The following is a 19,591-nucleotide window of genomic DNA, read 5'->3' on the forward strand; positions in this document are numbered from 1 at the left end:
GCCGCGACCCTCTCCCCCACCTGGGGCATCTACAGCGGCTACGAACTGTGCGAGAACACCCCCCTCAGGGCGGGCAGCGAAGAGTACCTCCACTCAGAGAAGTACCAGTTGCGCCCACGTGACTGGGAGACCGCGGACACCATCGCTCCACTCATCACCAAGCTCAACGCCGTCCGCCGTCGCCACCCCGCGCTGCACTTCCTGCGCAACCTGCGCTTCCACCACACCGACAACGACGCCGTGATCGCCTACAGCAAGCGCTCCGGCCCCGACACGGTCCTCGTGGTCGTCAACCTCGACCCGCACCACACCCAGGAGGCCACGGTCTCGTTGGACATGCCGCAACTCGGCCGGTACCGGGACGAATCCCTGTCCGTGCACGACGAACTGACGGGTGAGACCTATGTGTGGGGCAGGACCAACTATGTGCGCCTCGAGCCCGGCCGGGCACCCGCGCACGTGTTCCACGTCCAGGCCTCGCCCGCCTCGCCGCAGATCGGAGGGTCTACCGCGTCATGACCGTCAACGAGCCCGTCCATGACACCTTCGAGGACACCCCGGCCAAGGACCGGCATCCCGACTGGTTCAAGAGCGCCGTCTTCTACGAGGTGCTCGTCCGCTCCTTCCAGGACAGCAACGGCGACGGCGTCGGCGACCTCAAGGGCCTGACCGCCAAGCTGGACTACCTCCAGTGGCTCGGCGTGGACTGCCTGTGGCTGCCGCCGTTCTTCAAGTCCCCCCTCCGGGACGGCGGCTACGACGTCTCCGACTACACCGCCGTCCTGCCCGAGTTCGGCGACCTCGCCGACTTCGTGGAGTTCGTCGACGCCGCCCACCAGCGCGGCATGCGGGTCATCATCGACTTCGTCATGAACCACACCAGCGACCAGCACCCGTGGTTCCAGGAGTCCCGCAAGAACCCCGACGGCCCCTACGGCGACTACTACATGTGGGCCGACGACGACAAGCAGTACGCCGACGCCCGGATCATCTTCGTCGACACCGAGGTCTCCAACTGGACCTTCGACCCCGTGCGGGAGCAGTACTTCTTCCACCGGTTCTTCTCCCACCAGCCGGACCTCAACTACGAGAACCCGGCCGTGCAGGAGGAGATCCTGGGCGCCCTGCGCTTCTGGCTGGACCTCGGCATCGACGGCTTCCGGCTCGACGCCGTGCCGTACCTCTACGCCGAGGAGGGCACGAACTGCGAGAACCTCCCCGCCACGCACGAGTTCCTGAGGCGGGTCCGGCGCGAGATCGATGCGATGTACCCGGACACGGTGCTGCTGGCGGAGGCCAACCAGTGGCCGGAGGACGTCGTCGACTACTTCGGCGACTACCGCAACGGCGGCGACGAGTGCCACATGGCCTTCCACTTCCCGGTCATGCCCCGCATCTTCATGGCCGTACGGCGTGAATCGCGCTACCCCGTCTCCGAAATCCTCGCCAAGACGCCGGCCATCCCGTCGGGCTGCCAGTGGGGCATCTTCCTGCGCAACCACGACGAGCTGACCCTGGAGATGGTCACCGACGAGGAACGCGACTACATGTGGGCGGAGTACGCCAAGGACCCCCGCATGCGCGCCAACATCGGCATCCGGCGCAGGCTGGCGCCGCTGCTGGACAATGATCTGAACCAGATCGAGCTCTTCACCGCCCTGCTGCTCTCCCTCCCCGGCTCGCCGATCCTCTACTACGGCGACGAGATCGGCATGGGCGACAACATCTGGCTCGGCGACCGGGACGCGGTCCGCACCCCGATGCAGTGGACTCCGGACCGCAACGCGGGCTTCTCGACGGCCGACCCCGGCCGGCTGTTCCTGCCCACGATCATGGATCCGGTCTACGGGCACCAGGTCATCAACGTCGAGGCGGCGATGGCCTCGCCCTCCTCGCTGCTGCACTGGACACGCCGGATGATCGAGATCCGCAAGCAGAACCCCGCCTTCGGACTCGGTTCGTTCACCGAACTCCAGTCCTCCAACCCGGCGGTGCTGGCCTTTCTGCGGGAGTACGAGGACGATCTCGTCCTGTGCGTGAACAATTTCTCCCGATTCGCCCAACCTACCGAGCTCGATCTGCGCGAGTTCGACGGGCGGCACCCGGTGGAGCTGTTCGGCGGGGTCCGCTTCCCCGCCATCGGCGAACTGCCGTACCTGCTCACCCTCGCGGGTCACGGCTTCTACTGGTTCCGGCTCTCCCGAGTCGCCTCCCGCATCGGCCGCCGACCCTGAGCGTCTGCCCCTTGCGCGTGTGCCCTTGAGCGTGTGCCGACGAAAGGACGCGTCACCATGCCGAAGACCGCATCCCTCAGACCGAGCCCTCCGGCCGTCGCCGACATCATGGTCTCGCTCGGCGGTCTGCTGCGTCAGTGGCTGCCGCGGCAGCGGTGGTTCGCGGGCAAGGACCGGCCGGTCACCGACCTGGCCCTGTTGTCCATGACCGAGCTGTTCCCGGGCTGTCTGCACCTGCTGGTCCACGCCGGCCATGTCCCGGTGCCCGCCCCGGGCGGCACCACCGCGCCCCCGGCCGGCGACTGCTACCAGCTGCTGCTCGGCGTGCGGGAGCATCCCTCCCCACGCCTGGGCCGCAGCCTCATCGGACGGGCGGACGAGGGCCCGCTGGCGGGTCTGACGGTGTACGACGCCTTGCAGGACCTGCGGTCCGCGCAGATGCTCCTGGACCGGCTGCGGCACCCCGGCGCCGCCGGACCGCTGCGCTTCGAGTCCTGCTCGTCCGTGCCGGTACCCGCGGGCCTGGCACCCCGGCTGATGGACGCCGAGCAGTCGAACTCCTCGCTGGTGTACGGCGACGCCTTCGTACTGAAGGTGTTCCGGCGCATCCAGCCGGGCGTCAACCCGGACCTGGAGGTCCCGGGCGCGCTGGCCCGCCAGGGCTGCCGCAGGGTGCCCGCGCCCGTGGCCTGGTTCCGCACGACCCAGCCCTGGGACGCGACCCTCGGCGTGCTCCAGCCGTTCCTGCGGGACGCCAGCGACGGCTGGACGCTGGCGCTGCAGGCGCTCGCCTCCGGTGACGACTTCACGGCGGAGGCCCATCAGCTGGGCCGGGCCACCGCCGAGGTCCACCTGGCGCTCGCCTCGGCGTTCCCATGCGACACCGTCCGCGAGAACGGCCGTACGGCGGCGGCGATGACCGAACGCCTGGACGCCGCCGCGCACTGCGTACCGGCGCTGCGGCCGTTCGTGCCGGGCCTGCGGACCGCCTTCGGGGCGCTCACCACCTGCGACGCCGGTCCGCCCGCCCAGCGCGTCCACGGCGATCTGCACCTCGGTCAGGTGCTGCGGGCCGGACGGGAGTGGTTCGTGATCGACTTCGAGGGCGAACCGTCCCGGCCGCTCGCCGAGCGGCGCAGCCCGCACTCCCCCGTCCGGGACATCGCCGGGATGCTGCGCTCCTTCGACTACGCGGCGCGGCAGCGCCGCCCCTGGCGCCCGGAGTGGGCCCGCCGCTGCCGGGAGGCCTTCTGCGCGGGGTACGCCTCCGCCGCCGGCTGGGATCCGCGCAAGAAACACGGCCTGTTGCGCGCCTACGAGACCGACCGGGCCGTGTACGAAGTGCTGTACGAAGCCAGACACCGTCCGGACTGGCTTCCCGTACCGATGGCGGCGATCGAACGTCTCGCCGTACGAGGAGGCTGACCCCATGGCGCTGCGCGACACCTCGCTGCCGGAGCCCTCAGGACCCGCCCGGTGCACGGCGGCCCCGCCGCTGGACCCCACCGACCGCGGGCGTCTGCTGGCCGGCGCCCATCATGATCCGCACGCGCTGCTCGGCGCGCACGCGGTCCCCGGCGGGGTCGTGTTCCGGACGTTGCGCCCGTTCGCCCGTGCGGTGAGCGTGGTGATCGACGGCGAGCGCCACACGCTCGCCTCGGAGGGCGACGGCCTCTTCTCCGGCGTACTGCCGCTGCCGGAGCTCCCGGCGTACACGCTGCTGGTGTCGTACCCGGAGGGGGAGCAGGAGGTCGATGACCCGTACCGCTTCCTCCCGGCCCTCGGCGAGCTGGATCTGCACCTGATCCGGGAGGGGCGGCACGAGCAGCTGTGGAAGGCGCTCGGCGCCGAGCCGATGACCCACCAGGGCGTCACCGGCACCCGCTTCACCGTGTGGGCGCCGAACGCCCAGGGGGTGCGGCTCGCGGCTGACTTCACCTACTGGGACGGCACCGCCTTCCCGATGCGCTCCCTCGGCGCGTCGGGGGTGTGGGAGCTGTTCCTGCCGGGGGTCGGCGAGGGCACCAAGTACAAGTTCGAGATCCACTCCCGGCACGGCCACCGCTTCCTGAAGGCCGACCCGATGGCGCGGTACGCGGAGGTGCCCCCGGACACCGCGTCCGTGGTGCACTCCTCGCACTACGAGTGGGGCGACGCGCAGTGGATGGCGCACCGCGGGGACGTGCCCGTGCATGTGGCGCCGTTCTCGGTGTACGAGGTGCACCTGCCGTCCTGGCGGCCCGGGCTGACCTACCGCGAGCTGGCCGAGGTGCTCCCCGCGTACGTGAACGACCTCGGCTTCACCCATGTGGAGTTCATGCCGGTCGCCCATCACCCCTTCTCGGGTTCCTGGGGCTACCAGGTCACCGGCTTCTACGCCCCCATGGCAGGGCTGGGCACGCCCGACGACTTCAAGTACCTGATCGACGCGCTCCACCGGGCCGGCATCGGCGTGATCATGGACTGGGTGCCCGCCCACTTCCCGAAGGACGACTGGGCGCTGGCCCGCTTCGACGGGGAGCCGCTGTACGAGCCCGGGGACGACCGGCGGGCCGAGCATCCGGACTGGGGCACCTACGAGTTCGACTTCGGCCGCACCGAGGTGCGCAACTTCCTCGTCGCCAACGCCGTGTACTGGTGCGAGGAGTTCCACATCGACGGGCTGCGCGTGGACGCGGTCGCCTCGATGCTCTACCTCGACTACTCGCGCGACTCCGGCCAGTGGACGCCCAATGTGTCCGGCGGCCGGGAGGACCTGGACGCGGTGGAGTTCCTGCGCGAGATGAACGCCACCGTGTACCGGCGGGCACCGGGCGTGGTGACGATCGCCGAGGAGTCCACCGCCTGGGAAGGGGTGACCCGGCCCACCGACAGCGGCGGGCTCGGTTTCGGCCTGAAGTGGAACATGGGCTGGATGCACGACTCGCTCGGCTACGTCAGCCACGAGCCGGTGCACCGCAAGTACCACCACAACGAGATGACCTTCTCGATGGTGTACGCCTACAGCGAGAACTACGTGCTGCCGATCTCCCACGACGAGGTCGTGCACGGCAAGCAGGCCCTGGTGTCGAAGATGCCGGGCGACTGGTGGCAGCGACGCGCCAACCACCGCGCCTACCTCGGCTTCATGTGGGCCCACCCCGGCAAGCAGCTCCTCTTCATGGGCCAGGAGTTCGCCCAGGGCGGCGAGTGGTCCGAGCCGCACGGGCCCGAGTGGTGGCTGCTGGACCCGGAGTACTGCGCCGAGGCGGACCACCGGGGTGTGCTGGAGCTGGTCAAGGAGCTGAACACGGCCTACCGCGCGACTCCGGCCCTGTGGCAGCGGGACACCGACCCCGGCGGCTTCCAGTGGGCCCTCGGGGACGCGGCGGACGACAACGTCTTCGCGTTCCTCCGGTACGCCACCGACGGCACCCCCCTGCTCGCGGTGTCGAACTTCTCCCCGGTGGTCCGGGAGGATTACCGCATCTGGGTGCCCGAGGGGGGCCTGGTCTGGGAGGAGACCCTGAACACGGACGCGGGCCGGTTCGGCGGCGGTGACGTCACCAACCCCGGTCCGATCAAGCCGGAGGACGACGGCGTCCGGATCACGCTGCCGCCGCTGGCGACGGTGTGGCTGACGCCGTACCCCTCCTGAGGCCCGAGGGGCGGTGCGAGGTGTCCGAATGCCCGGAAACGGGCAGTCGGGGCGTACGACGAAATCCTCGTCGTCCTCGCATCGGGCCGCAGAAGGGGTGCCTCAGGTGCGTACTGTGGGAGTGGAGGAGGAACTCCTCCTGGTCGACCCGGAGACGGGTGAGCCCCGGGCGTTGTCGGCCGAGATCATCGCCCGGGCCGCGCGGGACAGCGCGGACGGGAAGGACGTGTTCGAGAAAGAGCTGCACGACCAGATGCTCGAATACGCCAGCCAGCCGCAGTCCGGCATGGACGACCTCCACCGGGAGATCGTCCGGTGGCGCAAGGAGGCGGCGCGACACGCCGGGGAGCTCGGCTGTACGGTCGCCGCGCTGGCCACTTCCCCGCTGCCGGTCAGCCCGTCCGTCGGGGAGGCCCAGCGCTATCAGTGGATGGCGGAGCAGTACGGCATCGCCACCCGGGAGCAGCTGGTCCTCGGCTGCCATGTCCATGTGTCGGTGGACTCCGACGACGAGGGCGTCGCGGTGATCGACCGGATGCGGCCGTGGCTGTCGGTCCTGGGTGCGCTGAGCACCAATTCCCCGTTCTGGCAGGGCAAGGACACTGGGTACAGCAGCTACCGCAGCCGGGTGTGGCAGCGCTGGCCGTCCGCCGGTCCGACCGAGCTCTTCGGATCGGCGGAGCGCTACCACCAGGTCGTCGCGGACATGCTCGACACCGGGGTGATCCTCGACAAGGCGATGGTCTACTTCGAGGCCCGGCTGTGCCGGAACTATCCGACGGTGGAGATCCGGGTGGCGGACGTCTGTCTGCACGCGGACACCCCCGTCCTGCTCGCCACCCTGGCCCGCGCCCTCGTGGAGACCTCCGCGCGGGAGTGGCGGGCCGGGATCGAGCCGCCCGCGCACAGCGTGAGCGTGTTGCGGCTCGCCGCCTGGCAGGCGGCCCGTACCGGGCTCACGGAGGAACTGCTGCACCCCGTGACCATGCGCCCCATGCCCGCCCCGGTGGTCGTGCGGGCCCTGCTGGACCACGTCGGCGACGCGCTGGAGGAGACCGGTGACCTCGACCGCGCCCGCACCCTCGTCGCCGATCTGCTGGGCCGGGGCAACGGCGCCCGGGTGCAGCGCGAGCTGATGCGCCGCAAAGGCGACCTGGGGGCCGTGGTGACGGAGTGCGTGCGGCGCACCCAGGAGTGAAGCGGCCCCCGCGCGCTTGGGAGCCGGGCGACGAGTAGCACGGGCGCGTCGGCCGCCTTCGTGATCGGCCGACGCGTCCTCCCGTGGTGGGTGAAGCGGCGGGCGCCTCGGTCACCCTTGGGTGCCCAGCCGTCGCGGGCCGAAGCGATCGAGCCGTTCGACTTGTCGGATTCCGGCACGGTTCGCTCGTACCTCGGCTAGATTCGAGCACCGCCGATAACCCTGCTCGTCGGTGGCGTCACACCGCGTACACCACAGGAGCTGCGCATGCGCGACTTCGCCCTGGCTCCGTCCGTCTCCGCGCCGCCGGCCGGCGGCCTCGCCGACAGCGTCTTCGAACGGGCCGCCCGCGAACCCACCCTGCCGGTGCTCGCGCGCCGGATCGCCGGCTCCGCGCAGTGGGCGGAGATCACCGCGGTCGAGCTGCGGGACACCGTGGTGGACCTGGCCAAGGGGCTGGTCGCCTCCGGGATCTCGCCGGGCCACCGCGTGGCGATCATGGCGCGCACCCGGTACGAGTGGACGGTCCTCAGCTTCGCCCTGTGGGCGGTGGGCGCCGAGGTCGTCCCCGTGTACCCGACCGCCTCGCGCGAGCAGGTGGAGTGGATCCTCCGGGACGCCCGCTGCGTGGGGGTGGTGGTCGAGGACGAGCAGTCGGTCATGACGGTCGGGTCCGTGTGCGCCTCGCTGCCGATGCTGCGGCATGTGTGGCAGCTGGACGCGGGGGCGCTGGGCGAGCTGATCGAGCGGGGCGCGTTCGTGCCGCTGGCCACGGTGGACTCGCTGCGCCGGATCGTGTTGCCAGACTCCACCGCCGTGATCGCCTACACCTCCGGCTCCACCGGACGCCCGCTCGGCTGCGCGCTGAGCCACCGGAGCCTGGCGAGCCCCTGCGACACCCTGCTGGCGGGCTGGGGGCACACGGTGGTGCCGCCGGGCGGACAGGCCTCGGTGCTCGCCTTCCTGCCGTTCTCCCATGTCTACGGGCTCATGGTGCAGGGGCTCTGCCTGCGCGGCGGGATGCTGATGGGGCACGAGTCCGACCCGAGCGGGGACGGTCTGGCGGCGTCGCTGCGCTCGTTCCGGCCGACGTACTTCTGTGCCGTCCCGTCGGTCTTCGAGAAGATCTACAAGAACTTCCTGCGCTCGGCCCGCGAGAGCGGCCGGGGCGCGCTGTTCGAGCGGGCGGCCGACACGGCCCGGGACTTCGCGCTGGCCGCGGAGCGGCACCGGCTCGGTGAGGGGCCGGGCCCCGGTTTCGATCTGCGGCTCCAGCACGCCCTGTACGAACGCACGGTCTACCGCGGACTGCGGGCCGCGCTCGGCGGCCGGGTCCGCCGCGCGACCTCGGGCGGCTCGCCGCTGCACCGGGAGATCTCGCTGTTCTACGAGGGCATCGGCATCTACCTCAACGACGGGTACGGGCTGACCGAGACCGCCGGCGGGGTCACCGCACAGCCACCGGGCCGGGAGCGCTCGGGGACGGTCGGCAAGGTGCTGCCGGGCATGGACGTCCGGGTGGCGGACGACGGGGAGATCCTGGTGCGCGGCCCCTCGGTGTTCCAGGGCTACGTCAACGACGAGGCGGCGACCCGGGCAGCGCTGCGCGGCGGCTGGCTGGCCACCGGGGACCTCGGGGTCCTCGACTCCGACGGCTATCTGGCGATCACCGGCCGGAAGAAGGACGTCATCATCACCAGCAGCGGCAAGAGCGTCGCCCCGGCCGCCCTGGAACAGCGGCTGCGCATGCACCCGCTGATCCACCAGGCGGTGGTCGTCGGCGACGACCGGCCCTGTGTCGGGGCGCTGCTCACGCTGGACCCGGACTTCCTGGCGTACTGGCGCCGCACGCTGGAGCCGCGCCCCGACCCGCGCGGCCGGGACACCCGCGACGCCCGGGAGGAGAACGCGCTGCGGGAGGAGATCGCCCGGGCCGTGGCGGCGGCCAACAGCGCGGTGTCGCGGTCGGAGTCGATCCGGGTGTTCCGGGTGCTGCCCGAGCCGTTCGACCTGGCCAACGGTCTGCTGACACCGTCGATGAAGCTGCGCCGGGACGTCATCGTGCGGCACTACGCGCTGGAGATCGACGCGATGTACCAGGCGCGGGCGCGGACCCGGCGGCAGTCGGTGCCGGACGACCCGGGGGTGTGGGACGACTCCGACAACGTCTTCGGGTGAGGGTGCGTAGATCGCGGCGAGCGGGGAAGCCGGACAGCGCAGTTGTTTGGGGGGAGAGACGGACGACGACACCTTGGCGGCACAGGAGATTACGCACCGCCTCGTCCGCTTCGCGGGCGAACACGCGGACGTGACCAGGGCGCGCTTGGCGGCGGAGGAGTTCCTCCGCGACCTCGCGCGAGTGGCCCCACCTGCCGAACCCGACCACTGTGACGACATCCTGCTGGTGGTGACGGAGCTGGCCCAGAACACGGTGGAATACGCCCCGGGCCCCTTCGAGCTGCGGTTGAGCAGGGCCTCCGACGGAGTGCACGTCATGATGCGCGACACCAGCATCGAGCCACCGGTGCCGCGCTCCTTCGACGTCCGCCAGGGGGGACGCGGGATCGGCTGGTACCTGGTCCGGAGCCTGAGCCATCAGGTCGGGGTCATCACCCATGAGCAAGGCAAGGACGTGCATGCCTTCCTGCCCTGGTGAGTCAGCGGCCGTTCTCGCGGAACCCCGTGTGCCCGTGGCCACCTTGGGGCAGTGTGGCTCGAAAGCGTCGTTCATCTGCCTGCCGCACCCGACTGGCGCAGCCGCCGGGAGCGCGGTGGGATCGGTGTGGTGGGAAGCAGCGATCCAGGGGCAGGCGTACGACGTCGTAGCAGACCGCCTGGAGCCGCAGAAGGGAACAACACCGTGACACGACCCAGGATCCTGGTGGTTGGCGCAGGCTTCGCCGGAGTGGGGTGCGTCCGCCGTCTGGAGCGCAGGCTCGCCGCCGACGAGGCCGACGTCACCCTGGTGACGCCGTTCGCCTACCAGCTCTATCTGCCCCTGCTGCCCCAGGTCGCCTCCGGCGTGCTGACGCCCCAGTCGATCGCGCTGTCCCTGCGGCGCAGCCGCAGGTACCGCACCCGGATCATCCCGGGCGGCGCCATCGGCGTGGACCTCGCCTCGAAGGTCTGCGTCATCCGCACGATCACCGACGAGATCGTCAACGAGCGGTACGACTACATCGTGCTGGCTCCCGGGAGCATCACCCGCACCTTCGACATCCCGGGCCTGACCGACCACGCCTTCGGCATGAAGACCCTCGCCGAGGCCGCCTACATCCGTGACCACGTCATCTCGCAGCTCGACCTGGCCGACGCCAGCCACGATCCGGACGAGCGCGCCGCCCGGCTGCAGTTCGTGGTGGTCGGCGGCGGATACGCGGGCACCGAGACCGCCGCCTGTCTGCAGCAGCTGACGCACAACGCGGTCAAGCGCTACCCGCGGCTGGACCCGGCGCTGATCAAGTGGCATCTGATCGACATCGCGCCGAAGCTCATGCCGGAGCTGGGTGAGAAGCTCGGCCGGGACGCCCAGGAGATACTGCGGCGGCGCGGGGTCGACATCTCGCTCGGGGTCTCCATCGCGAAGGCCGGGCCGGAGGAGGTCACGTTCACCGACGGCCGGGTGGTCCCCACCCGCACCCTGATCTGGACCGCGGGGGTCGTGGCCAGCCCGCTCATCGGCACGCTCGGCGAGAAGACGGTGCGCGGACGGCTTCAGGTGCGGTCCGACATGAGTCTGCCCGGTCACGACGGCGTGTTCGCGCTCGGGGACGCGGCGGCCGTGCCGGACCTGGCCAAGAAGGAGGAGGACGCGGTCTGCCCGCCCACCGCCCAGCACGCGATGCGTCAGGGCAAGGTGGCCGCCGACAACGTCATCGCCACGCTCCGCAACCAGCCGCTGCGGCCCTATGAGCACAAGGACCTCGGACTCGTCGTCGACCTCGGCGGCAAGGACGCGGTGTCCAAGCCGCTCGGCGTCGAACTGCGCGGTCTGCCCGCCCAGGTCGTGGCCCGCGGCTACCACTGGTCGGCGCTGCGCACCAATGTCGCCAAGACCCGGGTGCTGACGAACTGGGTGCTCAACGCGATCGCCGGCGACGACTTCGTGCGCACCGGCTTCCAGGCCCGCAAGCCCGCCAGGCTCAAGGACTTCGAGTACACGGACGCCTATCTGACGCCGGAGCAGCTGCGGGAACACGTGACGGGGACGGGGGCCGAGGAGTAGGCGCCGAGGACAGGGGGCGAACCAGGCGAGGGCCGACCGGGACGAGACCGATCAGGAAGCGACCGGCCAGGAGGGAGCGAATCGTTTCCTCCGGTAGTACGCCAGGAGCGTGGGCGCGACTTCGGGACCGGATCGCGGCCTCCGATCCCGGGCTGCTGCGGCTCGCCGCGGGCCTGCGGACGGTGGGCTCGATCACGCTCACGCTGGTCGTCCTCGCCCTGTTCGGGGCCGATGTGCCCCATCTGGTCGCCGGAGCCATGGCGGCGATGGTCTCCACCTTCGCCGTACGGGAGAAGCAGCGCGGTCCACAGGCGGTCACGCTCGCCCTCGGTCTGCCGGTGGGGCTCGCCTCCGTCACGCTGGCCGCGCTGCTGCACTCCCATGTCGTCGCGGGCGACCTGTTCTTCGTCGCGCTGATCTTCGGCGCCGTGTACGGGCGCCGGTTCGGCGACCGCGGGACCGCGCTCGGCATGATCGGGTTCCAGCTGTACTTCGTGTCCCTGTTCGTCGGCGCCACGGTCTCGGACCTGCCCGAGCTGTACGCCGTCGTCGGGACGGGCTTCGTGTGCAGTGCCGTGGTGCGGTTCGCGCTGGTGCCGGAGACTCCGGCCGGGACCCTGACCCGGTTGCGGGAGGCCTTCCGAGCCCGGCTCGCGCAGTTGGTGTCGGCCCAGCTCGAGCTGCTGGACGCCGGGCCCGAGGAGGCGGACCGGGCGCTGGAGAACGTACGGGAGGGCACCGCGCGGCTGCACGAGACGGCGCTGATGATCCAGGGCCGCCTCGAGGAGGGCACGGCCGACGAGGGCACGGCCCGGCTGGTGCAGCGGCGGGTGGCGGACGCCGAGATCGCCGCCGAGCGGCTCGGCCTGCTCCTGCTGACCGCGCGCAGCGCCGAGCGCACGGACACCCTGACCCTGCACCTGCCCGGCGCGCCCGTCCCGTCCGCCGGACGGCTGCCGGTGCGGGACGCGGCGAAGACCCTGCGCCGGGATCTGCGGGCGCTGCGCCTGCTCGTCCAGCACCCGGGCGGCACGGGGCTCGCCCAGGTCCGCAACCGGCTGCTGTCCTACCGCGACGAGGAGAACCTGCCCGACGCCTCACCGGCCGCGCAGGACGTCTTCCGCGGGATCGGCGAGGCCGCGCGGGCCGTCCTGGGCCTGCGCCTGGCGCTGGAGGGGCCGCAGGACGAGTCGGACGACACCCCGTCCACGACACGCTCCCGGGAGGAGCTGGACGCCGAGGACGCCGCCATCGACGCGGCCGAGGAGACCGACCAGGAGGAGCGGACAGGGCTGCGGCGGCCGACCACCCGGGCCGCCGTGCAGGTCGCCGTGGGCTCCTCGCTGGCCATGGTCGGCGGGGAGCTGCTCTCCAGCCACCGCTGGTACTGGGCCGTGCTGACCTGCTGGATCGTCTTCCTGAACACCTCCTCGACGGGCGAGATCCTGGTCAAGGGCTACCGCAGGCTGCTCGGCACGCTGTTCGGCGTCGTGGCCGGGATCGTGCTGGCGGGCCTGGTCGGGCAGCACACCCTGACCGCTTTCGCTCTCGTGCTGGTGTTCGTGTTCCTGATGTTCTACACCGCGCCCCTGTCGTACACGCTGATGTCGTTCTTCGTGACGGCCGCGCTGGGGCTGCTCTACACGCTGCTGCACACGTACAGCTTCTCGGTGCTGGTGGTGCGGGTGGAGGAGACCGCCCTCGGCGCGGCCTGCGGGATCTTCGCGGCGGCACTGGTGCTGCCCATCGCCACCGACCGGCGGACGAACGAACTGCTGGGCACGGTTCTGGACCGGCTCGGGGAGGTCACCGAGAGCGCCGTGGAGCAGCTCAGCGGCGGGTCGCCGGTCGAGCTGCTCGACCAGGCACGCGAGCTGGACCAGGCGCTGGCCGACCTGCGGGCCGCGATCCAGCCGCTGACCCACCCCGTCACCCCGCTGCGGGCCCGGCGGGACACCGCCCGCTACGTGGTGGCACTGCTGGAGACATCGGCCTACCACGCGCGCTCGCTGGCGGCGACCGCCGAGCTGCTGCCCACACATCCCTCGATCGCGGCGGATCCCCGCCTGCGCGGCGCCGGGCGGCGCATCGCCCGCAACATCGAGGCGATCGCCGCGCACGTCGCCGACGAGCGGGCCACGGACCGGGTCGAGACCGGCCCGAGCATCGCCTCGCTCCTGCCCCAGGCACCCGGCGCCACCCGGTACGGCCGGGTGACGGACCGGGTGCTGCGCCACCTTCAGCGGCTGGACGAGTCGGTGATGGGCCTGGCCCGGCCGCTGGGCGTGCCGAGGGCCGACTAGTCAGAAGTCGGTGGGCAGGCCGCTGGCCTCGGCGATGCCGCGCAGTTCCTCGTCGTCGTGGCGGCGGCCCCGGATGTAGGACGCGATCTCGTCCAGCCGATCGGGGTCGGAGGCGGTGGCCGCGTCCGTGACCACCCGGATGGAGCCGGTGTCGCCCAGGTCGATCTCCACGACCTCGTTGTCGAGGCGTCCGGTCACGGCTGTCGCGATGACCAGGGCGGCCTCGTCGCGCACCTCCTGGGGCAACTCGTCGGCGCCGTCTCCGTCCAGGGCGAGTTCGGCGGGCGGGAATCGCCGCTCGTCGATCGCTTGCAGGACCGGCTCGACCACGTCGAGCAGGCGAAGGAAGTTGTCGGTGTCCATCCGCGAACGCAGCAGACCGAGGTAGATGTCCACGGGCCGGCCGTCGGGCGGAAGCTCGTAGTCGTTCATCACTGCCGCGTTCCCCGTACGAGCCGTCTCAGACGCGTCGCCTGCGGGAGAGGAAGAAGGAGAAGAGACCGAACAGCACCAGACCGAACGCGACCACGGCCAGCAGCCAGGGCCCGAGCGCGGTGTCGGCGAAGGTTCGCAGCGTGTCGTCCAGGCCCTTGGCCCGGTCCGGTTCGTAGTCGACGGCGGCCTGTACGGCGAACGCGCCCAGGGTGGTGAACACCACGCCGCGCGCGACACCCCCGCCCACGCCCGTGACGTCGGTCAGCCGCCGCTCGGTGCGGGACATCTCGCCGAGCTTGAGCTTGTCGTGGTAGCTGCGCCGGATCGCCTGGACGCCGATCCAGACGCCCGCGATGACGATCCCGATCCCGCCGGCGGCGACGAGCCACTGTCCGGCGGGCAGGTCCAGCGCGGTGGCGGTGATGTCGCGGGACTCCTTGTCGCCGGACTTGCCGCCCTGCTGCCCGTCGCTCACGGTGAAGCGCAGCACGGAGAACGCGACGAAGCCGTAGAAGAGGCACCTGACCAGTGCGAGGCCGCGCTTGTGGAGCTTGCGGCCGTCCTTGCCCACGGAGCCGAAGAGCGCCTCGGAGAGCCGCCACACGGCCATGCCGACCAGGCCGATGCCGAGAGCCCACAGCAACACGGACCCGAGCGGCTTGTCGGACACCTCGGTCAGGGCGCCCTGGCGGTCGGCCTGCTGCTGTCGGTCGCCGAAGGCGATCTGCAGGGCGAGGGCGCCGACCAGCAGGTAGATCACGCCGCGCGCGGCCAGGCCCGCCCTGGCGGCACCCTCGGTCACCGACGCGGTCGTCTTGCTCCCGGCCGGGGTACGCCCGGCCCTGGTCACGGCACTCAGATTCATCTCGACCTCCCGGAGTCCGGATGCCCAGCATCGGGCGGCACTCACCTGGGAGGTTCGGGGCTGCGGCCTTCCGGTCACGGGGCGCCTCGGCGGTCGCGGCAGACGCTCGGAACGACAGGCTCCCGGGCCACCGGCACGTGCTTGCCTGCCGCGGAGACGCGCTCCGAACCCAGGCGCGCCCCTGCCCGTGCGGCCGCGCCGCTGGAGCTTGCGGCAGGGCGCAGGCGCGGGCCGCTCCACCGGGGCGCGCTCTTCGGCCGCCGGGACGTGCTCCAGCCTCCAGCGCGCTCGTTCAGACGAGCGGCACCACGGCGCTCACGCGCTTGCCCCCCGCGGGCAGCACCGCCACCTGCACATCGCGGGCGAGGCGGCACACGATCGACCAGCCGCGGCCCCCGATGCGGCGGTGGGCGCGCGGGCCGCCGGTGTCCGGGAGCACGGGCAGGCGTTGGCTGCGGTCGCTCACCGAGACCCGCACGCCCGGTTCGACGAGGTCGACGCGGAAGTCGGTGACGCCTCCGCCGTGCAGGATGGCGTTGGTGGTCAGCTCCGAGGCGACCAGCAGGGCGTCCTGGACCGCCATGCGGTCGCACCGCGCGCCCGTGGCGCTGCAGTGTTCGGCGACCGCGTGTTCCACGGCCCGGCGCGCCTCCGCCGGCTCGCGCACGCTGTGAGTGGTTTGCTCCCCGCGCATCGTATGACTCCGTGTCGATTGACTCCGCGAATCGATGTGAATCGATGTGAATCCCGTACTCTTCGGCTCGCCGTTGTCCGGCCGGTCAAACCTCCCGGCGCCCGGGCCGGCCGCGGGAATACGGCCGTATCGGGGGTACGCGGACGGCATGACCGATGTCGTGGACTCAGACGAACTGCTCCGGCGCATCCAGCGCGCCCGGGCCTGTGCCCGGGAGGAGGAGCAGACCTGGCGCAACCGCAGCTTCGGCCTGCGGTCGAGCGACCCGGAGGGTGCCGAGGAGGCCGCCGTCCGGACGCTCGCCTACGAGGCCGTCGGGACCGTGCTGGACGAGATCCTCACCCCGGGCACTCATCGGCACGAGCCCTGAGCGGGCGCCCCGATTCGTTCCCGCCCTGCCGGGAACCCGCACCCGTATGAAAGCCGATCACGAACGAGCACCGGTTCTGGAGGCCCTGGCCGAGTACCACCGCGTGAAGAGGACGGCGTTCTCGCCACCCGGCCACAAACAGGCCCGCGGCGCGGACCCCGCCGTACGGGAGCTGCTCGGTGACGCCGTCTTCCTCGGGGACGTGCTGGCGTCCGGTGGCCTCGACGACCGGCTCACCCGGGACCAGGTGCTCCAGCGCGCCGAGGCGCTGATGGCCGACGCGGTCCACGCCGACCACACCTTCTTCACCACGTGCGGCAGTTCCCTGTCCGTCAAGGCGGCGATGCTGTCGGTCGCCGGCCCGCACGAGAAGCTGCTGATCGGGCGGGACGCCCACAAGTCGGTCGTGTCGGGGCTGATCATCGCCGGGATCGAGCCCGTGTGGGTGGACCCGTGCTGGGACGGCGAACGGCATCTGGCGCATCCCCCGGCCCCGGCGGACTTCGACCGGGCCTTCGCCGAGCATCCGGACGCCAAGGGCGCCCTGGTCACCAGTCCCACGCCGTACGGCACCTGCGCCGATCTGCGGGCGCTCGCGGACGTGTGCCACAGCCGGTCGGTGCCATTGATCGTGGACGAGGCCTGGGGCGCGCATCTGCCCTTCCACCCCGATCTGCCGTCGTGGGCGATGGACGCGGGGGCCGACATCTGTGTCACGAGCGTGCACAAGATGGGCAGCGGTCTGGAGCAGGGGTCCGTCTTCCACCTCCAGGGCGACCTCGTGCCACCCCAGCTGCTGAAGATGCGCTCGGACCTCCTCGGCAGCACCAGCCCGTCGGTACTGATCTACGCCGGTATGGACGGCTGGCGCCGGCAGATGGCGCTGCGTGGCAAGGAGCTGATGGGCGGGGCGCTGGACCTCGTGGCCCGGGTGCGGGCCACCGTCGAGCGGATGGAGGGGATGCACGTCGACGACCGGGACGACTTCTGCGGTGCCGGTCTCGCCCACGACCTCGATCCGCTGATCGTCACCGTCGAGGTCGGCGACCTCGGGATGACCGGGTACCGGGCCGCGGACTGGCTGCGGCAGCACCGCGGCATCGACGTCCATCTCTCCGACCACCGGCGGCTCGGCCTGCAGCTCACGCACGCGGACGACGACGAGACGGCCGACGAACTGCTGGCGGCGCTCGGGGATCTCGCCGAGGCCGCGCCCCAACTCCGGCCGGTCCCCGGGGTGAAGGTGCCCTCGCCTTCCGAACTGCGGCTGGAGCAGACCTGCTTGCCGCGGGACGCCTTCTTCGGGCCGGCCGAGGACGTTCCGGCCGACGAGGCCGCCGGACGGGTCGCCGCCGAGATGATCACGCCGTATCCGCCGGGCATCCCGGTCGTCCTGCCGGGCGAGCGCCTGACCGAACCGGTGCTGGCGTATCTGCTCAGCGGGCGGGACGCGGGCATGAACCTGCCTGATCCGAGCGATCCGCATCTGGAGACGATCAGGGTCATGAAGGAAACGGAGTGAAACGGGTCACGTGACCCGGTCCTGGTTTCTCACACCCGTCATAAATGGTTTACGGTTCATCCATACGTGGTCGCGGGGTTGACGTCGTCCGTCCCCCGTACCCCGCATACGGCCCTGGCTGGCTTCCCCCGTCCAGCCAGGGCTTTTTCATGCCCGCGGAATTCTCCACCGGTTCTGTAGTCCGTCGAGGTGCCCTACGCGTCCGCAGCGGCTGAAATGGGCGTAGGGAAAGCCCCGGAACCCCGACGCCGGCGAGGAGCCCCGTGTCATGACCAAAGCGACCAAACTGCTGAACGCCCTTCCGCCTCCGCAACGCCAGCGGCTCATGGCACTCGCCAAGGAGGTGTCCTTCCCCGAGGACGCCCGCATCTTCGAGGCCGGGGGCACCGCCGACCGCTTCTGGGTCATCCGCTCCGGAGCCGTCTCGCTCGACCAGCGGGTGACCTCCCTGCAACGCGTCACCGTCGCCAGCCTCGGCGCCGGGGACCTGCTCGGCTGGTCCTGGCTGTTCCCGCCGTACCAGTGGGACTTCGGCGCGGAGGCGTTCAGCCCGGTGCGCGCCTACGAGTTCGACGCGGCGGCCGTACGGGCGCTGTCCGACGAGGACCAGCAGCTCGGCCTGATCCTGGTCCGCCAGGTCGCCGAGATCCTCGCGCACCGGCTGGAGATCACCCGGGGCAAACTCATGGAGCAGTACGGGATGCGCCGGGGCAGCGGCGCCCTGTAGCCGGGATCGGACGCGGTGGCGGCGGCGGCCGGGATCAGACGCGGTAACGGCGCAGCGCCGGGACGGCGAGGGCCAGGCCGAGCATCGTGGCGACGACCAGCAGGCCGCCGCCCGCCACCGCCTGGCGCGCGCCGAAGGCGGAGCCCGCGGTGCCGTGCAGGACGTCGGCGAGCCGGGGTCCGCCCGCGACGACGACGGTGAACGCGCCCTGCATCCTGCCGCGCATCTCGTCGGTGGCGGCGGACAGCAGGATCGCCCCGCGGAAGACCATCGACACCATGTCGGCGACCCCGGCGACGACCAGGAACGCCACCGCGAGCCACAGGCTGCGGCTCAGCCCGAAGCCCGTGATCGCGGCGCCCCAGGCGACGACCGCGCCGATCACCATCAGTCCGTGCCGTCGTGCCCGGGAGAAGGTGCCGGAGAACAGCCCGCCGAGCACCGCGCCGACGGGGATCGCGGCGAACAGCACGCCGAGCGCGAGGCCCTCGCCGTAGGAGGCGTAGGTCTCGGCGGCGAGTTGGGGGAACAGGGCCCGGGGCATGCCGAGGACCATGGCGATCACATCGGCGAGGAAGGACAGCAACAGCACCTTGTGCAGGGCGATGTAGCGAAAGCCCGCGCCGATCTCCCGCACCCCCGCCCGGCGGACCGTCGAGCCGGCCAGCGGCGGCAGCGGGGGCAGTCGGTGGACCGCCCACACCGTGACGCACAGGGCCAGCGCGTCGAGCAGATACAGCTCGGCCAGACCGATCGCCGGAATCAGGGCACCGGCCAGCAGCGGCCCGGCGACCAGTCCGGTCTGCATGACGGTCGAACCGAGGGCGCCCGCCGCCGCGAGCTCGTCCGCCGGGACCAGTCGGGCGATGGAGGCGGTGCGGGCCGGGGCGTTGAGGCCGAAGAAGGCCTGCTGGGCGGCGAGCAGGAGCATCAGGGCGGCCACCGACTCCAGGCCCGTGACGGCCTGGAGCCAGAACAGCACCGAGGTGACGGCGATCCCGCAGTTGGTGATCAGCAGCAGCTTGCGGCGGTCCATGGTGTCGGCGACCGCTCCGCCCCACAGCGCGAACACCACCAGCGGGAGCAGTCCGGCGAGGCTCGCGTAGCCGACCCAGGCCGAGGAGCCGGTGATGTCGTAGATCTGCCTGGGCACGGCGACCGCGGTGAGCTGGCTGCCGACCGCCGTGACGATCGTCGAGGACCACAGCCTGCGGTAGGCCGGGCGGCGCAGCGGGCGGGTGTCCATGGCCCAGCGGCGCCAGCCGCTTCGGGCCTCCTGGGCGGGCGGCTGCTGTTCGGTGGCGTCCACGGACTTCCTGGTTGCTCGTTACATCTTTTTCGGACCAGGGTTCACTATCGCACCGCCCGGCGGGAGTTCGGT

The 19,591-nt window shown here is 71.5% G+C and carries 16 protein-coding genes; 12 read left to right on the forward strand and 4 right to left on the reverse strand.

From position 1 onward, the window contains the following. The 9 genes from AC068Z_RS40365 to AC068Z_RS40405 all read left to right on the forward strand — a co-directional run. The coding region (locus AC068Z_RS40365; protein WP_478568097.1) for an alpha-glucosidase C-terminal domain-containing protein at positions 1-519 on the forward strand (519 nt) is incomplete at its 5' end. Next, the gene (treS, locus tag AC068Z_RS40370; protein ID WP_478568100.1) at positions 516-2,234 is read left to right on the forward strand and encodes a maltose alpha-D-glucosyltransferase; all 1,719 of its coding nucleotides are present in this window, start codon (positions 516-518) and stop codon (positions 2,232-2,234) included. The genes AC068Z_RS40365 and treS, both read left to right, overlap by 4 nt. A gap of 57 nt (positions 2,235-2,291) precedes the next feature. Further along, positions 2,292-3,659 (forward strand): maltokinase N-terminal cap-like domain-containing protein, encoded by a 1,368-nt coding sequence (locus tag AC068Z_RS40375; protein ID WP_478568103.1) that lies wholly within the window; start codon positions 2,292-2,294, stop codon positions 3,657-3,659. Between the two features lie 4 nt (positions 3,660-3,663). After that, positions 3,664-5,871 carry a 1,4-alpha-glucan branching protein GlgB gene (gene glgB / locus AC068Z_RS40380; protein ID WP_478568106.1) on the forward strand — a complete coding sequence of 736 codons (2,208 nt, stop codon included), beginning with the start codon at positions 3,664-3,666 and terminating at the stop codon, positions 5,869-5,871. Between the two features lie 106 nt (positions 5,872-5,977). Further along, positions 5,978-7,069 carry a glutamate--cysteine ligase 2 gene (locus tag AC068Z_RS40385; protein ID WP_478568109.1) on the forward strand — a complete coding sequence of 364 codons (1,092 nt, stop codon included), beginning with the start codon at positions 5,978-5,980 and terminating at the stop codon, positions 7,067-7,069. Between the two features lie 267 nt (positions 7,070-7,336). Further along, the gene (locus AC068Z_RS40390) at positions 7,337-9,247 is read left to right on the forward strand and encodes an AMP-dependent synthetase/ligase (RefSeq protein WP_478568112.1); all 1,911 of its coding nucleotides are present in this window, start codon (positions 7,337-7,339) and stop codon (positions 9,245-9,247) included. 46 nt (positions 9,248-9,293) lie between these two features. Further along, positions 9,294-9,725: an ATP-binding protein gene (locus AC068Z_RS40395; RefSeq protein WP_478568115.1), complete on the forward strand. Its 432-nt coding sequence runs from the start codon at positions 9,294-9,296 to the stop codon at positions 9,723-9,725. A 204-nt stretch (positions 9,726-9,929) separates the two neighbouring features. Further along, positions 9,930-11,294, forward strand: a complete 1,365-nt coding sequence (locus tag AC068Z_RS40400) for an NAD(P)/FAD-dependent oxidoreductase (RefSeq protein ID WP_478568118.1) — start codon at positions 9,930-9,932, stop codon at positions 11,292-11,294. A 173-nt stretch (positions 11,295-11,467) separates the two neighbouring features. Beyond that, complete coding sequence (locus AC068Z_RS40405) at positions 11,468-13,597, forward strand: FUSC family protein (protein ID WP_478568353.1); 2,130 nt, start codon at positions 11,468-11,470, stop codon at positions 13,595-13,597. On the opposite strand, the gene AC068Z_RS40410 is transcribed toward AC068Z_RS40405, so the two are convergent. From AC068Z_RS40410 to AC068Z_RS40420, 3 genes are all read right to left on the reverse strand, one after another. Beyond that, entirely contained in the window at positions 13,598-14,029 is a 432-nt protein-coding gene (locus tag AC068Z_RS40410; RefSeq protein ID WP_478568121.1) for a hypothetical protein, read from the reverse strand. It lies immediately after the preceding gene. Positions 14,030-14,057: 28 nt separating this feature from the next. Continuing rightward, positions 14,058-14,897, reverse strand: coding sequence for a DUF1206 domain-containing protein (locus AC068Z_RS40415; protein ID WP_478568124.1), 840 nt, complete (start codon positions 14,895-14,897; stop codon positions 14,058-14,060). Between the two features lie 292 nt (positions 14,898-15,189). After that, positions 15,190-15,591: an ATP-binding protein gene (locus tag AC068Z_RS40420; RefSeq protein WP_478568127.1), complete on the reverse strand. Its 402-nt coding sequence runs from the start codon at positions 15,589-15,591 to the stop codon at positions 15,190-15,192. A 148-nt stretch (positions 15,592-15,739) separates the two neighbouring features. Between AC068Z_RS40420 and AC068Z_RS40425 the strand changes: the two genes are divergently transcribed. From AC068Z_RS40425 to AC068Z_RS40435, 3 genes are all read left to right on the forward strand, one after another. Continuing rightward, positions 15,740-15,961, forward strand: coding sequence for a hypothetical protein (locus tag AC068Z_RS40425; protein ID WP_478568130.1), 222 nt, complete (start codon positions 15,740-15,742; stop codon positions 15,959-15,961). Positions 15,962-16,007: 46 nt separating this feature from the next. Continuing rightward, positions 16,008-17,483, forward strand: coding sequence for an aminotransferase class I/II-fold pyridoxal phosphate-dependent enzyme (locus AC068Z_RS40430; protein ID WP_478568133.1), 1,476 nt, complete (start codon positions 16,008-16,010; stop codon positions 17,481-17,483). A 268-nt stretch (positions 17,484-17,751) separates the two neighbouring features. Further along, the gene (locus AC068Z_RS40435; protein ID WP_478568136.1) at positions 17,752-18,210 is read left to right on the forward strand and encodes a cyclic nucleotide-binding domain-containing protein; all 459 of its coding nucleotides are present in this window, start codon (positions 17,752-17,754) and stop codon (positions 18,208-18,210) included. A gap of 34 nt (positions 18,211-18,244) precedes the next feature. On the opposite strand, the gene AC068Z_RS40440 is transcribed toward AC068Z_RS40435, so the two are convergent. Then, the gene (locus AC068Z_RS40440; protein WP_478568139.1) at positions 18,245-19,519 is read right to left on the reverse strand and encodes an MFS transporter; all 1,275 of its coding nucleotides are present in this window, start codon (positions 19,517-19,519) and stop codon (positions 18,245-18,247) included. Between the last annotated feature and the right edge of the window lie 72 nt (positions 19,520-19,591).

The organism is Streptomyces sp. NPDC043726 (assembly GCF_056436565.1).

Excerpts from the sequence above, each read along its gene's own strand:
- AC068Z_RS40430 (WP_478568133.1), top strand. The coding sequence starts at position 16,008 with ATGAAAGCCGATCACGAACGAGCACCGGTTCTGGAGGCCCTGGCCGAG.
- AC068Z_RS40420 (WP_478568127.1), bottom strand. The coding sequence starts at position 15,591 with ATGCGCGGGGAGCAAACCACTCACAGCGTGCGCGAGCCGGCGGAGGCG.
- treS (WP_478568100.1), top strand. The coding sequence starts at position 516 with ATGACCGTCAACGAGCCCGTCCATGACACCTTCGAGGACACCCCGGCC.
- AC068Z_RS40410 (WP_478568121.1), bottom strand. The coding sequence starts at position 14,029 with ATGAACGACTACGAGCTTCCGCCCGACGGCCGGCCCGTGGACATCTAC.
- AC068Z_RS40415 (WP_478568124.1), bottom strand. The coding sequence starts at position 14,897 with ATGAATCTGAGTGCCGTGACCAGGGCCGGGCGTACCCCGGCCGGGAGC.
- AC068Z_RS40435 (WP_478568136.1), top strand. The coding sequence starts at position 17,752 with ATGACCAAAGCGACCAAACTGCTGAACGCCCTTCCGCCTCCGCAACGC.
- glgB (WP_478568106.1), top strand. The coding sequence starts at position 3,664 with ATGGCGCTGCGCGACACCTCGCTGCCGGAGCCCTCAGGACCCGCCCGG.
- AC068Z_RS40390 (WP_478568112.1), top strand. The coding sequence starts at position 7,337 with ATGCGCGACTTCGCCCTGGCTCCGTCCGTCTCCGCGCCGCCGGCCGGC.
- AC068Z_RS40375 (WP_478568103.1), top strand. The coding sequence starts at position 2,292 with ATGCCGAAGACCGCATCCCTCAGACCGAGCCCTCCGGCCGTCGCCGAC.
- AC068Z_RS40425 (WP_478568130.1), top strand. The coding sequence starts at position 15,740 with ATGACCGATGTCGTGGACTCAGACGAACTGCTCCGGCGCATCCAGCGC.